Raw genomic sequence first — 13507 nt, 5'->3', positions numbered from 1 at the left:
GATAGCGGTCGACGGCCAGATTGCCGCCCTACCGTAGTGTTGTGTTTGCGTGATTGTAACGCTCAGGCCATCCCGTTCAACCCCTCGCGGTCTGACCTGATCCAGGCACCATCGTCATGCGTCGCTGGTTGAGTATTCAATATGACGGGCGCAAAGCGCCGCCGTCACAAACTCGCGGAGAAAAGCAATCCACGTTCTGATTTTTGCGTCCAGGTATTCTCGCGACAAATAAGTGGCATACACGGTTGTACCCTGCAACTCGTACTCCGGCAGCACGCGCACCAGCGCCCCACTCTGCAGCGCCGACAACGCAGAAAGCATCGGCAACGGCCCGATGCCAAATCCCTCAACCAGGGCAACCGCCAATGCATCGGCCGAGTTCACGCGCAACTTCCCGGGGCGCAGTTCGATTTCCGCCACGCCGTCCCTTCCTTCAAACCTCCAGCGATCGACCGGAAAGTGCGGGGTCACCAACTGGAGGCACGTATGCTGATGCAACTCCGGCACCGACCTCGGCGCGCCGCGACTCTGGATGTATTTCGACGACGCGCAAAGCACGGTTGGCATCGTGCAGATTCTGGCGGATACGAGTGCGGAGTCGGGCAAATAGGTCGTGGCGACCTGGAGCGAAACATCGAACCCCTCGTCGAGGAGATCGGGCGTTCGCTGCGAAAGCGTGACTTCGGCACGCACCAACGGATATCTCTCCAGATATTGAGTCAACGCCGGCACGACATAAATCTGCCCGAAGCTCAACGGAGCATGAATTCGCAGCACGCCCGCCGGTGATGTTCGCGCTTCTCCGGCCTCCGCTTCGGACGCGTCGACCAGTGCGAGAATCTCCTTGCAGCGCTGCAAATATCGGTTCCCTGCATCGGTCAATGCGATCCGCCGGGTCGTACGATTGAACAACCGGCTGCGCAAATGGACTTCCAGATCGGAGATATGGCGGGAGGCCTGCGCCGTGGTCACGTCCGACTGCTCCGCGCCCGCGGTAAAACTGCCCGCCTCCGCCACGCGCACGAAGACTCTCATGTTTCGTATTAGGTTCATCGTGCCCGCCCGACTGCCCCAGCCATCGCTAGAATTTATGCCGCAACGCGACGCGAACACCCACCTGATTGCTGGTAGTGGACGGACTAAAGCCGCTGATCGAGGCGACCGCCGGTTGATCGAGTGAGTCACGGCCGCTTGCGTGCTGCAGGACCGCCAGCGCATATAGGTCCGTTCGCTTGGACAGGTTGTAATCGGCACCGAGGTCGAATTGCAGATACCGCGCGCCATCATCGCCTTTGACCGAGTTTCGCCGCATATAGTCAAATGCGGTGCCGAGCAAGAATGCCGGGGTTACTCGGGTTCTCACGCTCAATTCAAGGTTCGTGAACTGGGCCGTTCCGAAATAGCCGAACGGATTGGGACCGGAGGCAGAGCCAAGCGACTCAAAACGTGTATTGGTCGCGACCAGTCCGAGCGTAGTGGCGCTGAACGTATACGCCGCACCAACCCCAAAAATCTCGGTCGTTTTAGCCGACGCGTAGCCGGCAAACACCGGATTCGATTGGGCCGACGTCGCCGAGCCCAGCGCCCCCATATTGTCCGCCGTCACACCGCCTTTATTCGGCGTGTTTCCATAGAAGGAAATGTTCGGATCGCGCGCATTCAGGTAGCCGGCCCCGAGTGACAAGGTACCGCTGGTATAGCCTGCACCGAGTGACCAGATCTGGTTCTGCGTGATGCTCCCCGCCGTGCTGCCGAAACTATAGGCTGCGCCTGCGCTTAAGCCATGGTACGCAGCGGTCGTGAACTTGACCGCATTGTTGATGCGATTCGAATTGGCCAGATTGTCCACGTCGTCGGGATGCGTACCCATATATCCGGCCCACTGCCCCACCACAGCCAGCGGCTGCAGGAAGTCGACCAATGTGTCATATTGCCTGCCCAGCGTCACAGTGCCGGGTCCGCCAGCAAGACCGACGTAGGCCTGGCGGCCGAACTCCGTGCCGCCTTGCGCAAGCGCACCGTTATTCGCGGTGAAACCATTCTCGATGACGAATAGCGACTTCAGCCCTCCGCCAAGGTCCTCCGTTCCTCGCAGCCCCCAGCGACTCCCGCTGACTCCTGTCGCCGTTCCATCGGTAAGCGCAACCTGCGACGCGCCTGACAGCGTGCCGCCCGTCTTGCCGGTTTGCGCGTTGTTCACATACGTGACGCCGAGATCCACGATGCCATAGAGGGTGATCGAGCTTTGCGCCTGTACCGTGCAAACGAAACCACCAAGCAAACAGCCAATATAAGCCCTTTTCACGAATTGTCTCCAATTTTAATAAGTTATACTATTTATTGTTGATCCGCCTATGGACGGATCAGTTCGTGCTACAGCCAATCAAAAGAGTCCCGGTCTCGAGTAATAAAGAATCGCTGACCGCTACGCTCGCGCGCGTCGCCGGTTTGCCGCGATCAACGCATCGAGGCTCAGAGAACCGGCACCCCATACGATCACCTGTAGAAATCCACCCGTAATCGCAATGTTTTTCATGAAACTGATCATCTGCTTGGGATCAGCAAAGTTGTCGTGAAAGGTCACTCCCGTCGCCAGGGTAAATATCGCCATTACTGCGGCCACGATACGGGTACGATAACCGAGAACGAGCGCCGTGCCGAACCCGAGCTCGATAATCACGGCGATGACGTAGGCAGCCTCGGGCCATGGCAGCGCCTTCGAGGCAATGTAATCTTTCGTCCCAATGGGATCGGCCAGCTTGCCGAAACCGCTCATCAGGAAAAGCGAGCTCATGAGAATGCGGCCGAGGGTTGCGGCCGAAGAAGTGCTTGTATTCAACAGTGCCTCACATCGTGGTTAGAAATCGGATCAATACGTTCACCAGGCGCCTGGATTCGGCGTCCCGTTCGGGCGTCGGCTATGCCTCTTTGTCCAGCGGATTGGTCGTGTTGTGCCGGACCGGCAGCGTCTCCGGGTAAGCCGGAATCTGCTTGACACGTCGCTCATGCAGGCGACCAAGCGTGCCGACCGCCACCGCCGCCAGCACAGTCGGTACGGCCGAGACGAGCAAGGTCCGATCGACGCTCCACGCGAGCGCCATCAACTGCCCGCCGGCTAGCGGCCCCAGCACCGCACCGAGCCGGCCGAAACCGAGCGCCCAGCCCGCGCCGGTAGCACGCGCCCTGGTCGGATAGATCGCGACCGCGAGCGCATTCAGACCGGACTGACCGCCCAGAATGCAAAATCCCGCTAGTGCGATGCACAGGACGGCGGCCAGCGGCATCGTGTGAAAGTAACTGATGCCCACAATCGCAATGCCGCCAAGGGCGAAATTGGCAAACAACACCGCAGCAAAGCCGCGCCGGTCTATCAGCACGCCGAGCGCGAAATTACCCACCAGTCCGCCAAGCCAAAGCGCTGTGCCCGCCAACACCGCTCGATTGGACGAATAGCCCGCGCCGCTCATTAGCACGGGGATCCATGCGGCGAGGAAGTACGCGCAGAGCATGTTGGCGAAGTTCCCGGCCCAGAGCAGCGGTGTGACGATCCGACGGTTCTCGCCCAGCAGCGGCGCCAGCGCGTTGCCGCTGCGTGCCTTGCTGGTTGACAACATGGAGGGCATGGTGGGCATGGCGGCCCCCGGAGCCACCCGGTGCAGCAGCAGCAACGTACGTGGCGTCTGCGGGTGACGAAGCAGGCTAAATTGCAGCGATTCGGGAAGTACCGCGAACATCACAAGCGACAGCAGCACCGTGAGCAACGCTCCCGCGTAAAAAACGCCACCCCAGCCGAACGGCGCGATCACCAGCGCCGCAATCCCACCGCCCACCACACCGCCGACGATGTAACCCGACGATACCGCCATCATCAGGCTGACGCGGATGCGTGCCGGGCTGTATTCGCCCGCGAGAGCCATCGCGTTCGGCACGATTGCGCCCATGCCAATGCCGGCAGCAAAACGAATACCGATCAGTGCGCCGATCGAATTGGCGAAAGGGGTCAGCACCATGCACGTCGCTATCCAGGCGGTCGCCGCGATCAGCATCGGACGACGGCCGATCGCATCAGCAAATCCCGCGAGCACCAGTGATCCGGCGAACATGCCCAGCAACCCGGCGGCGAACACCGGCCCCAACACGGAGCGACTTGCGCCCCAGGCTTTTATCAAGGCCGGAGCGGCGTAAGCCATAGCCTGAACATCAAAGCCGTCGATCACCATGCACAACGCGCATAGACCGAGCACGCGCCACTGCATCGCGCTAACAGGCCGGCCGTCAAACAACGAAAAAGCGCTCTCTTCACCAGGCGATGCCATGACTGTCTCCCAACCTGATTTCTATATTCGATGCGAATTCGCGTGAGCGGACCCGGACGGACCCGTCGTCCCCGTGACAACCGTGGTCGCCATTCGATTGACTTTCACATCTTTTATTTGACGACACCGACAAATAACGAACAAAAAAAAAACAGACCCACCGCAGCCGGAACCTCAGTTCACTGGCTCACCGTGAATCAGTTCATATCGGCGAACGAACTCGGGATCACGCTTGCGCAAATCATCATGCGTGACACGTCCGGTACGGCGCATATAGTCGTAAGTGAAGCCGATCGGATCGAGATGCAGCTTGTCGCCCAAGTTCTCATACCAGTCAAGACTCTTTGCCGCGGCCAGCTGGAAGCGATCTGAAGCAGTGCGGCGCGACGCCTCGAAATGCGCGAATGCAGCTTCGAGATCAGTCGTATGGGCACACAGACCTTCGTATAGCGCGATCGAATCTTCCATCGCCATACGCGTACCGGAGCCGAGCGAGAAGTGCACCGAACGCAGTGCATCGCCGATCAGAATCATGTTCTCGTGATGCCAGTTCTCGTTTTTAACGGTCACGGCTTCAAACCATGTGGACTTGTTCGACAACAGCCCGTGTCCGTCCAGGTCGCCGGCGAAAACCTGTTCGCAGAAGGCACGGCTGTCTGCATCGCTCATCTCGCCCAGTCCGGCGCGAGCCCATGTCTGCGGATCCGTCTCGATCAGAAACGTACTCATCCGGTCGCTGTACTGGTAACTATGAGCGATAAAGACACCGAACCCGGTTTCGCGAAAGATCAGCGAGACAGCGTGAAACGGCTTGCTCGTTCCGTACCAGGCAAATTTGTTTCGACGCTGCACGAACGAGGGCCTGAAGGCATCCGCATACTGCGTGCGAGTCCGGCTGTTCACACCCTCGGCAACCACCACTAGATCGGCCTGGCGCAATGCACCCAGGTCATCCACGCGAGCGTTGAAACGTAGATCGACACCCGCCGATCCGCATTCCGCATGCAGGAACTGCAGCAAGGCAATGCGGGCGACCCGCGAAAAGCAATTCCCATGAATCGGCACATGCACGCCACGATGGACGATTTCCATATGCTCCGAACGCACGTGGCCGGCGGTAAAGCGACGGAAAAACTCGGGGTCCGATTTCTCGAGAAACGATAGCGCGACATCCGAGAACACCACGCCCCAACCGTAAGTTGCGCTGGCGTCATTCTGTTCGAAAACCCGGACCGTCCATTCCGGAAAGCGGCGCTTGACCAGATACGAGAAAAATAGCCCGCCCGGCCCTGCTCCTACGATATTGATGTCCATCCTCAGTCTCCTGCTTCTAATTCGAGCGCCGTGCGTTGTGCGGCGACTTCCAACAAACGGTTGCGAAATTCCGGTGGTATGGCGATCGAGCGGCGTTCGGGCCGGGCTATGCAAATTGGACTCAGCGTCGCCGAGAAAATGTTCTCACCGGTCACCGTGGTTCCCGCTATCGCGAGGTCGAAGGAACGTTCGCGCACGTCCATGACGGTCACGCTCACGTCGAACAGTTCATCCGGCTTCAGGCTCTGGTTGAACACAAAGCTAAGCGCCTTGACCGGTGTGCCGAATGAATGGGCGTCCTTGCCCGCTTCAACCGGGGCGCCAAGCAGGAAAGCGTAGAAGCGATTTGCCGCGGAAATCACGTATTCGCTAAAATTGACCGTGTACACCACCCCGGCCGGATCGCACTCCGCCCATTTCACGCGCCGGCGCACCACGAAGGGCTGACCACTGATCAGCCACTCCGACGGGCCTGTGTCGAAACCCTCGAAGGCGGTCATGTCAGGCCTCAGCCGGCACTACAGGGAGTGCAAACTCAGTCAGCAACTCGCCTCCACCCGGAATCTTCGCGTCGAGTCCCAGCCTGTCGAGCATCCGTCGTGTCGTGCACACCGCGGTTGACGTCACGGGAACCCCGAGCCGGGTCTGGATCGCGTCGATGGCCGGCAGCGATTGCATCTGTACACACGCCGACGCGACGACGACATCGACATTCGCCACGTAAAGCCTTTCCACGTCTTGCAGAAGCTGCATGGGGTCTCGCCGCCCCACGTCCAGGTTATCGGGAATTTCGAATGACAGCGCATCGACCACCTCGATCCCTTCGCTCTCGATGTACTCCACCACCAGTTTGGTTAGCGGCTTCATGTAGGGCGCCATCAACGAAATTCTGCGGGCGCCCATGATCTTCAGGCCTTCTATGAGCGCACCCGCTGAAGTCATCACTGCAGCATCGCACTGATTGGCTTTGGCCACCTCCGCCAACTCCCTCTCCACCGTGCGGTGATATCCCGGTCCCATCGCCATGATCGCCACAAGACAGGCCGTGCTCATCACGTCCATGCGAGCGTCGGCGAGTTCTGCAGCGCATCGCAAACCTTCCTTGTTCATCGCAACGAGTTCTTCCTTCGTCACTTTATGCATGCGCATGCGGCTCGAATGAAACGTGAAGCGCTCCGGCGCCAGCGTTTCACGGCGTCGCAACAAGGCAGGCACTTCGGTTTCCATCGTGGTGTTCGAACTCGGCACGATCTGGCCGATCCGGTAGACGATCTTGCTCATGTCATTGATCCTGTCTGGAAAGTGAAAAGGTTCGCCGCGGTTTCGGCCTCGATCGTTTCGGCAATGATCCGGCGCATCGCCGGTTTGTCGACTTTGCCAACCCGTGTCACCGGAAACGCGTCGACGATTTCAATCCGCTCCGGACACTTGAACTTCGCGAGCCCCTGCGACGAGAGGAATTCGATCATCTGCGGGATATCGGGCGCGGCATGTCCTTCACGGATGATCAGAAACGCGCAGCCTTTTTCTCCATAAAACGGATCGGGCATCGCCACGAGTTTTGCGTCCAGTACGGCCGGGTGGCGGCTCAGAAACGCCTCGACTTCTTCGGCGCCGATCTTCTCGCCACCGCGATTGATGTTGTCGCGCAGGCGCCCTTCGAACGAAAAGTAGGTCACGCCGTCGATGACATGCGTGCGCATCATGTCCCCGGTCCGGAAGAAACCGTTCGACGTGAAGGCCGTGGCATTAGCCTCCGGTGCGTTGTAGTAGCCTCTCAGGCTGGACGGGCCGCGAAAACATAGCTCACCCATTTCGCCAGGCGCGACGGGCGATTCGTTATCGGCATTGAGCAGAACGAGTTCGTCATGATCACAACCCGAGCGCCCGTGCGTGTGATGACGGACGAATGCGTTAGTTGCCGGGCCAGAGCCGATCAGCAATCCTTCTGTCGTACCGTACATGTTCGAACTGGTCACGCCGAGGAACGTTTCGAGCGCATCGGCCCGAGTCAGACAAAAGAACAGCTTGAGCGACGACAGGTCGTAATCAAGCACCTCTGCACACGCCATGATCTGCGGCGCGACGGGTCCGATCGAAACAGCATGCGTCACGCGATGCTGCTCGATCAATTCCGCCATCCGTACGATATCGACCTTCGGCATGAGTACGGTGGTTTGCCCAAGGGATATCGTGGGCACGAGCGCATACAGATGCGCCGCGTTGTGAAGCAAAGGCAGCGACCAGATCAACGTGGCGTGTTCACCCGCCTCCACGTGCCTCGCCCACGCTTCGGCATGCGCGAGGTATTCCGCGTGAAAACGCGGGATGATTTTGGGCACTCCTGTCGTGCCGCCTGAGAGCTGGAAGCTCAGGACGTCTTCCGAGCCGATGTGCACACCGCGTAGAGTGGTCCTCGCCTCATCCAGCGAGACCGATTCCAGTAACGCGGACATTGAGTGCGTCCCAGCGGGCGCATCACCACGCGCAACGAACAGATTTTTGAACGACGGATGTTCGGCACACATCTTCCGTCCAAAACCGACCAGATCGAACTGTGCCGCGTCGGCCTGCACGAAATAGGCTTGCGGCAACGACAAGCTCGCCAGCTTGCCGATCTCGACCTCGCGATACTGCGGCAACGCACAAACCGGAACAATACCGCTCTTGTAACACGCACATAAAGCCAGTGCGGTGTCGATCGTCGTGCCCATCTGGAACACTGCGCGTGCGCCGGGTTCGAGTCCAAGTTTGAGCAAGGCAGCGGCCAGACGGTCGCTTTGTTCATCCAGCGCACGAAATGTGATGCTGCGTTCGTCGCTGATCAGGGCCGGCTTGTCGGGAAGGCGTTGCGCCGTCTCGGCGAGCGCCTGACCGAACGTTCTGTCTTTCCATGCCCCCACCTGAAAATAATGCTGAGCGATCGACGGCTCGCAATACGCGACGCCTTCGAGCGGATAATGGATACCTGCCATGTCTGTCTTCTCCAGTCGACCCGCTCTTATTGTTCGACGATGCGAACGCGGTCTTTGTCAAACGTGTCAATACGCCCACACAACCCGCCGGTGAAGAGTCCATACCAGACGGCCGGTTTCAAACCCAGTTCCTTGCGGTTGAATTCGAGCGTCTCGTTCGATTCAATCAGGAAGTAACCCGGCGACGGTTGCGAGACGCGATACTCCGATTTGTGCCGCGCTGCATCAACCACGCTTGCGAATTCCACCAGCGCCGGCACGAAAATGCCCGGGCCTTCGCACTTTATGCCGCACTGCCCACTCAACAGTCTGCCCTTTTCCTGCCACACAGTATCAATCTCCCGGACTCGCCCTGCATGGTCACTGGCGATCTGCTCTGCCATGATCGCCGCCTCAAGTGTTAGCGCCGCATCCCGCGCGTCCAGCGATTGCAGTTCGCGCAGCTTGACCGTGATCTCGATGAAGTAGCCGTTTGGGTCGCGAAAATAGATCGATTCGATCACTTCATGCTGGGTGGTCGATGAGACCTCGACACCCTTGACCTCGAGCATCTCCTTCCACGCGAGCAGCTGTTCCGTGCTGTCGGTCAGCCAGGCGGTGTGCGTCGCATCGAATACATGGTCATCTGGCGTAGGCGGCATCAAGGGGCGTTCTTGCGGTCGCGGTTCGCCCAGATAGTAGAAAAAGGCAATCGTGCTGCCGTTGCCGCTATCGAAGAAAAAGTGCAGGAAATCCGGATGACTCTCCGGACCCCAGCCTCGCGCGGAGATCGTATGGACGAGCGGCAGACCCAACGTGTCGCGATAGAACTCGATGGTTTCGCGCAGCTTCCACGTCGGACGCGCCGTGTGGTCGACCCCCGAAAGTCTGAGCGGTACTGATTGATTCATTCGTCAACTCCCGAGTTATAAGAAAGACCGTTGATGCAGCCATTCGCCGACCGAGCGCGCGGCAATTGCCCGGCCGGGTTCATCCCCGTCATCCAGCGGTCGGCCGTGATGATCGCCGCGCACGCGAACGTGGGTCTTGTCGGTCGAACCGATACGGGAAAAAATGTCGGCAATGGCTAATGGAAAAGTCGTTTGATCGCCGGTGTATTCGACCAGCAACGAGGGCACGGTGACCGAAGGCGCGGTTGCTTCCAACGCCGCATTCGACGACAGACCGGACCATGTGGAGAGCCAGGACTCCGGAGAACACAAGCGTCCAAAGCCCACCGAACCATAGTTCGAGATCACCGGATTCGGCGACCACAGCGAACCGGGCTTGCGGTCGGACGGATCAAGCGACGGATCCAGACAGCGTAGGTCGGCATCCGTACGCCACACGGTCATGATCGGCGTGTGGTTGGCCTCAAGCTTCTGCCGGTGGGTCGCTAGCTTGTCTTTCACGGCTTGCCTCGCGTCCTGGCGCACGGCGATCAGTTGCCGGGCCATCCGGTCAAGGCGCGCTACGCGGTCCCGCTGCGCATCGCGATAGCGGGAGACGAACTCAGCGCTATAGCGCGTCGCCCCCGGTTCGCGGGAATAGCCGTTCTCGGGGTTGAAGGGGTTCAGCGTATCGTCAATCGACAGCGCATCGCCTTCGTCAGTAACCGACGGATCGATGCACCCCATCAACAAACGCCCCTGCCCCGGATGCGGAGCCAGATAGATCATGCCGTCCACCATCGGCATGGTCGCATTCGCCAGATGTGTAGCGCGACCACCAGGCGTCTTCGTGATCCGGTCTTGCGCGGGCAATGCCGATTGCTGAATGTAGAAGCTATAGAGCCCCGAACCGCCCGAATTGCCGAGCAACACGATGCGCTCGAAGCCCGTTTCGCGGAGATAGCATAAGCCGGCCGCGACGTCGTGCAGGGCAAGTTCATGCTCGAGCCGGAGGTCGTTGCCGACCGAGCGCGCCGCTTGTGCCCAGACCGACGCGCCCGCGCGCAGCAGTCCGGGAATCAGGTAGTGGAACGTGAAGTTCTCGCGTGGATGCATCAGACAAACGACCGTTTTCGTCGACGCGCCGCGATATAACACGCCGCACGTGGCCGCACCATCTTCGGTGCGAAGTGTCACGCTGGTCTGTTGTGTGGCTGGCGGCAAAGTGTCAGGAAACCAGTCGATCGTCAACGTATGAGGACGTTCGAGAACTGCGCCGGCTGGTATGTTGCTCATATCAATGTCTCCGTATCCGTTGACGTCAGTATAGCTTTTTTGACGTCAACGTCAAATTTTAGACAAATAAATTTGACTGTATTCTTCGAAGTCCACCACACTGCTCCGCGCTGTCGGGCCAAAATGCGCCCGCGCCTGCTATCGCACCAAGCCCAGGCTAGAGAAACGACTGCCCACCGTCAACCGTTACCACTTGCCCGGTGATGTGGCGGCCGGTTTCGCCAAGAAGAAACGTAACTGCTGCTGCCTGATCGGACGCCTCAGCCATGCGCCCCAGTGGAATGCCGAGCCGCCATTGCGCGAGATTGCCGTTGATCGCTATCTCGTGCCGGACCGGATCGGTGCCCATCATCGACGTGGCGGTCGAGCCGGGACACACAATGTTAACCGTAATGTTCTTCCGGGCCAGTTCCAGTGCCATGTAACGGCCCAACTGGATCACTGCGGCTTTCGACGCGCCGTAAGCCGCCGCGGTCAGCTGCGGCTGGCGCGCGCCGATAGACGCAACCAGAACAATGCGTCCGCGGCCCCACTCCACCATGCGTTTCGCGACGGTCTGCGAGACCAGAAACGCACCGGTGGCGTTAACCGCGAACAGGCGGTCCCAGGTGGCGCGTGAAGTCGCCGTAAAAGACTCAGGCGAATACAGACCAGCCGAAACGACGAGGCCATCGATCGCACCGTGGTGCTGCGCGACCGTCTCAACGACTTGCGCAATCGCGGCTTCGTCCGTGACATCGAGTGCGTAGGCAGAATGTCGCTCGGAACCCGGCAGATCGGCCACGAGTTCACGTACTCGTTCATCATCGAGATCGGCCAACGCGATGCGGGCACCCTGCTCGGCCAGCATCTGTGCGGTTGCAAATCCAATGCCGTCGCGCGCACCTCCGCCGACGACCAATATCGACTTGCCTTCAAAAGTGGACAGACTCACTATAAACCCCTTGCGTGGATATGAAATATTGCGATGGATGCGATGCTCATTTGGGTATCTGATACAGACCTGCCTGGCTAGCCACCTTCCAGTAGGCGGCGCCTGCTGTAAAGCCACCGTCCACGACGATCTCCTCACCTGTGATGCCCCCGGACGCCGGGCTCGCCAGGAACGCGACGACCGATGCGATCTCATCGGCTTCGACCGCGCGGCCGACCGGTGTCATATCGATCATCGGCCGCAGATGCGGTGAATGGCGATTGATGTCGGTCACGACAAGCCCTGGGCAAACACAATTGACACGGACGTTGAACGCCGCGAATTCGAGCGCTGCAGACTTCGTCAAACCGCGCACGCCCCATTTACTCGCCGTATAGGCAGGGTCCGAGTGTCCGGACAGTGCTGCATTGGACGCGATATTGACAATCGCACCGCTGCGTTGTGCGCACATGGTCGGTGCGACCTGGCTCACACCGAGAAAGGTGCCGGTGAGGTTGACGTCGAGTACCCGGCGCCACTGGGCTTCGGGATAGTTCGAGATCGTCTTGCGAAAGAGAATGCCCGCATTGTTGACCAGGACGTCAATACGCCCGCGCCACTCCAGCACTGCTGCGATCACCTGGCTCCAGTTTTCCTGCAATGTCACGTCGAGCTTGAAAAAACGCGCTTGCAGCCCTCGCTCCCGCAACTCGGAGGCGCTCTGCTCGCCTTCCTCGGGCGTGACGTCACAGATCGCAACGTAAGCGCCACCCCCGGCGAACAAGGTCGACTCGACGCGGCCCATGCCGCGGGCGCCGCCAGTGACAATCACAACCTTTTCCTGAAATGTCTGCATGCTGCTTCCTGTGATGAATTCGATGACACTGCGATGCGTTGCGTAGTGGGGTAGTGGTGTAACGGCTATGGGTTCGGCATGATCGTTCTGCCGATGAGCGGCCAACCGATTGGCGCAACCGAAGCATCGCCGGCTGCCGTGGCCGCCTCAGGCGTCCAGGTGGCGGCCAGCACCCGCTTGCCGTTTGGCGCCGCATTGCCTTCCGACACTAGCCAAGCGAGCGGCGCGATCAGCGCTTGCGGCGGCACCAGCATCGATCGGTCGAAACCCGCCTCCGGGGGAATCATCGGCGTATCCGCAGGACCGCCCGGCACGAGTACGTTGACGGTAACGCCGGTGCCGGCAAGGTCCTGGGCCATGATGGCCGAATGCGATTCGAGCGCCGCCTTCGAGCCGCCGTATGGTGCGAAGCCGCGTCGCATCATCGATTCATGGCTAGTCGTGACATTCACAACACGCCCCCAGTTTTGCGCACGCATGCGCCGCGCGGCGTGAATCGCGAGCAGAAACGGCGCGACAGCATTGATCTCGAAGAACAACCGCACCATGTCATCGGATAGATCGACAAACGAAGGTGGACTGTCGAAGTAATCCGTGCTGACAAGGGACGGCCCCACACCCGCGTTGTTGACCAGGATGTCGATGCCGCCAAGCGTTTCGTCTGCCCTGAACATTGCGTCGGCGACTGCACCGGGTTGCGTCAGGTCACAGGCGAAGCTGAAGGCATTGGCCGTGCCGCGCTGCCCATTTGCCTGAGCAACCGCTTCCGCGACCTGCTGGGCATCACGGTCGACAAACAGCACAGTGTGGCCAGTGTCGAGGAGCCCATTCGCCATCGCACGGCCAAGCCCGCGCGCCGCGCCCGTGACGACTGCGCGACGGCGAAACCCGGAGGAGATGTCGTCGATCGTGCTATTTCCCACAGTTGTCATCTCATCGACTCCATAAAAGGGCAAGGAAACATCGGC

Annotated in this window: 13 protein-coding genes; all 13 read right to left on the bottom strand. The window is 59.8% G+C overall.

Features of this window, described 5'->3' with window-relative positions:
- Positions 1 to 114 precede the first annotated feature (114 nt).
- Positions 115 to 1053, bottom strand: coding sequence for a LysR substrate-binding domain-containing protein (locus P3T23_RS26895; RefSeq protein ID WP_429319173.1), 939 nt, complete (start codon positions 1051 to 1053; stop codon positions 115 to 117).
- Positions 1054 to 1081: 28 nt separating this feature from the next.
- Positions 1082 to 2305 (bottom strand): porin, encoded by a 1224-nt coding sequence (locus P3T23_RS26890; RefSeq protein ID WP_429319133.1) that lies wholly within the window; start codon positions 2303 to 2305, stop codon positions 1082 to 1084.
- 120 nt (positions 2306 to 2425) lie between these two features.
- Positions 2426 to 2839: a DoxX family protein gene (locus tag P3T23_RS26885; protein ID WP_429319132.1), complete on the bottom strand. Its 414-nt coding sequence runs from the start codon at positions 2837 to 2839 to the stop codon at positions 2426 to 2428.
- A gap of 79 nt (positions 2840 to 2918) precedes the next feature.
- Entirely contained in the window at positions 2919 to 4316 is a 1398-nt protein-coding gene (locus tag P3T23_RS26880) for an MFS transporter (protein WP_429319131.1), read from the bottom strand.
- A gap of 174 nt (positions 4317 to 4490) precedes the next feature.
- On the bottom strand, positions 4491 to 5630 hold the full coding sequence (locus P3T23_RS26875; RefSeq protein ID WP_429319130.1) for an FAD-dependent monooxygenase: 1140 nt from the start codon (positions 5628 to 5630) through the stop codon (positions 4491 to 4493).
- Positions 5631 to 5632: 2 nt separating this feature from the next.
- Positions 5633 to 6130, bottom strand: a complete 498-nt coding sequence (locus tag P3T23_RS26870; protein ID WP_429319129.1) for an acyl-CoA thioesterase — start codon at positions 6128 to 6130, stop codon at positions 5633 to 5635.
- Position 6131: 1 nt separating this feature from the next.
- Positions 6132 to 6911, bottom strand: a complete 780-nt coding sequence (locus P3T23_RS26865; RefSeq protein WP_429319128.1) for a maleate cis-trans isomerase family protein — start codon at positions 6909 to 6911, stop codon at positions 6132 to 6134.
- A complete protein-coding gene (locus P3T23_RS26860) occupies positions 6908 to 8605 on the bottom strand; it encodes an AMP-binding protein (RefSeq protein ID WP_429319127.1) in 1698 nt (565 codons plus the stop codon). Before P3T23_RS26860 ends, P3T23_RS26865 begins: the two co-directional genes overlap by 4 nt.
- A gap of 26 nt (positions 8606 to 8631) precedes the next feature.
- Positions 8632 to 9495 carry a VOC family protein gene (locus P3T23_RS26855; RefSeq protein WP_429319126.1) on the bottom strand — a complete coding sequence of 288 codons (864 nt, stop codon included), beginning with the start codon at positions 9493 to 9495 and terminating at the stop codon, positions 8632 to 8634.
- 15 nt (positions 9496 to 9510) lie between these two features.
- Positions 9511 to 10770 carry an alpha/beta hydrolase gene (locus P3T23_RS26850; protein ID WP_429319125.1) on the bottom strand — a complete coding sequence of 420 codons (1260 nt, stop codon included), beginning with the start codon at positions 10768 to 10770 and terminating at the stop codon, positions 9511 to 9513.
- Positions 10771 to 10927: 157 nt separating this feature from the next.
- A complete protein-coding gene (locus tag P3T23_RS26845) occupies positions 10928 to 11704 on the bottom strand; it encodes an SDR family NAD(P)-dependent oxidoreductase (RefSeq protein ID WP_429319124.1) in 777 nt (258 codons plus the stop codon).
- 46 nt (positions 11705 to 11750) lie between these two features.
- The gene (locus P3T23_RS26840; protein WP_429319123.1) at positions 11751 to 12539 is read right to left on the bottom strand and encodes an SDR family NAD(P)-dependent oxidoreductase; all 789 of its coding nucleotides are present in this window, start codon (positions 12537 to 12539) and stop codon (positions 11751 to 11753) included.
- 65 nt (positions 12540 to 12604) lie between these two features.
- Entirely contained in the window at positions 12605 to 13471 is an 867-nt protein-coding gene (locus P3T23_RS26835; RefSeq protein WP_429319122.1) for an SDR family oxidoreductase, read from the bottom strand.
- Positions 13472 to 13507: the final 36 nt, after the last annotated feature.

Origin of the sequence: Paraburkholderia sp. GAS448 (genome assembly GCF_050435685.1) — a bacterium.
Lineage (GTDB): Bacteria > Pseudomonadota > Gammaproteobacteria > Burkholderiales > Burkholderiaceae > Paraburkholderia.
This window is presented reverse-complemented; position numbering and strand designations above follow the sequence as displayed.

Excerpts from the sequence above, each read along its gene's own strand:
- P3T23_RS26895 (WP_429319173.1), bottom strand. The coding sequence starts at position 1,053 with ATGAACCTAATACGAAACATGAGAGTCTTCGTGCGCGTGGCGGAGGCG.
- P3T23_RS26880 (WP_429319131.1), bottom strand. The coding sequence starts at position 4,316 with ATGGCATCGCCTGGTGAAGAGAGCGCTTTTTCGTTGTTTGACGGCCGG.
- P3T23_RS26875 (WP_429319130.1), bottom strand. The coding sequence starts at position 5,630 with ATGGACATCAATATCGTAGGAGCAGGGCCGGGCGGGCTATTTTTCTCG.
- P3T23_RS26870 (WP_429319129.1), bottom strand. The coding sequence starts at position 6,130 with ATGACCGCCTTCGAGGGTTTCGACACAGGCCCGTCGGAGTGGCTGATC.
- P3T23_RS26865 (WP_429319128.1), bottom strand. The coding sequence starts at position 6,911 with ATGAGCAAGATCGTCTACCGGATCGGCCAGATCGTGCCGAGTTCGAAC.
- P3T23_RS26860 (WP_429319127.1), bottom strand. The coding sequence starts at position 8,605 with ATGGCAGGTATCCATTATCCGCTCGAAGGCGTCGCGTATTGCGAGCCG.
- P3T23_RS26855 (WP_429319126.1), bottom strand. The coding sequence starts at position 9,495 with ATGAATCAATCAGTACCGCTCAGACTTTCGGGGGTCGACCACACGGCG.
- P3T23_RS26850 (WP_429319125.1), bottom strand. The coding sequence starts at position 10,770 with ATGAGCAACATACCAGCCGGCGCAGTTCTCGAACGTCCTCATACGTTG.
- P3T23_RS26840 (WP_429319123.1), bottom strand. The coding sequence starts at position 12,539 with ATGCAGACATTTCAGGAAAAGGTTGTGATTGTCACTGGCGGCGCCCGC.
- P3T23_RS26835 (WP_429319122.1), bottom strand. The coding sequence starts at position 13,471 with ATGACAACTGTGGGAAATAGCACGATCGACGACATCTCCTCCGGGTTT.